Origin of the sequence: Streptomyces sporangiiformans (assembly GCF_005768555.2) — a bacterium.
Classification (GTDB): domain Bacteria; phylum Actinomycetota; class Actinomycetes; order Streptomycetales; family Streptomycetaceae; genus Streptomyces; species Streptomyces sporangiiformans.
In genome coordinates this window covers 1-1294 of the sequence record NZ_VCHX02000016.1, presented here as the reverse complement: position 1 = coordinate 1294, position 1294 = coordinate 1, and the positions used below count along the sequence as shown (strand labels likewise).

The following is a 1294-nucleotide window of genomic DNA, read 5'->3' as shown; positions in this document are numbered from 1 at the left end:
TTAGGAGCTGAGGTCCGGCCAGGCACCCACGGTGCCTGGCCGGACCTGTTTCGTGGCCTTTCGGGCGGCGGGAACTGACACCCGCGTTCGTGCCGGACGTATCTGTTGTCGAGCCGTTGCGCCGGAGGACGGTGCGACGACTGCCTCACGTCGCCGAAGCCTGATCAATTAGGTTGGGACCGGCAGCGGGGCAAGGTACGCAACAGGACAGGTACGAAAGAAGGCTGAAGTCCGAGATGAACGCAGATGGCCGTACCCGGCTCAACCAGACGCCCGAGTGGACCTCTCTGGCCAAGCACCGCGAGGAGCTCGGCGAGGTGCGGTTGCGTGAGCTGTTCGCCGCGGACTCCGGGCGCGGCGCCGGATACACGCTTCAGGTCGGCGATCTGCACGTCGACTACTCCAAGCATCTGATCAACGACGAGACGTTGCGGCTGCTGCGCGAGCTGGCCGCCGCGACCGATGTGTTCGGGTTGCGCGACGCCATGTTCCGCGGCGAGAAGATCAACACGACTGAGGACCGGGCCGTGCTGCACACCGCGCTGCGCGCCGCGCGTGACGCGGTCGTCGAGGTCGACGGCGAGAACGTCGTGCCGGCGGTGCACGCCGTGCTCGACAAGATGAGCGCCTTCGCCGAGAAGGTCCGCTCCGGTGAGTGGACCGGCCACACGGGCAGGCGGATCCGCACGGTGGTCAACATCGGCATCGGCGGCTCGGACCTGGGCCCCGCGATGGCGTACGAGGCGCTGCGCTCCTTCACCGACCGCGAGCTGACGGTCCGCTTCGTCTCCAATGTGGACGGCGCCGATCTGCATGAGGCGGTTCGGGATCTGGACGCGGCCGAGACGCTGTTCATCATCGCTTCGAAGACCTTCACCACCATCGAGACGATCACGAACGCGACGTCGGCGCGGGACTGGCTGCTGTCCGAGCTGAAGGCCGGCCCGGACGCCGTCGCGGCGCACTTCGTGGCCCTGTCCACGAACGCGGAGAAGGTCGCGGACTTCGGTATCGACACGGCCAACATGTTCGCGTTCTGGGACTGGGTCGGCGGGCGGTACTCGTTCGACTCGGCGATCGGTCTGTCGCTGATGATCGCGATCGGCCCGGACCGGTTCCGCGAGATGCTGGAGGGTTTCCGGATCGTCGACGAGCACTTCCGCACCGCGCCCGCCGAGTCCAACGCGCCGTTGCTGATGGGCCTGTTGGGGATCTGGTACGGCAACTTCTTCGACACGCAGTCGCACGCGGTGCTGCCGTACTCGCACTACCTGTCCAGGTTCACCGCGTACTT

The 1294-nt window shown here is 66.8% G+C and carries 1 protein-coding gene; it reads left to right on the top strand.

The annotated features are described in order from the left end of the window. Window positions 1-236 precede the first annotated feature (236 nt). Window positions 237-1294 (top strand): glucose-6-phosphate isomerase (gene pgi / locus FGD71_RS00310; RefSeq protein ID WP_119098318.1); only part of this gene is annotated, 1058 nt, incomplete at its 3' end.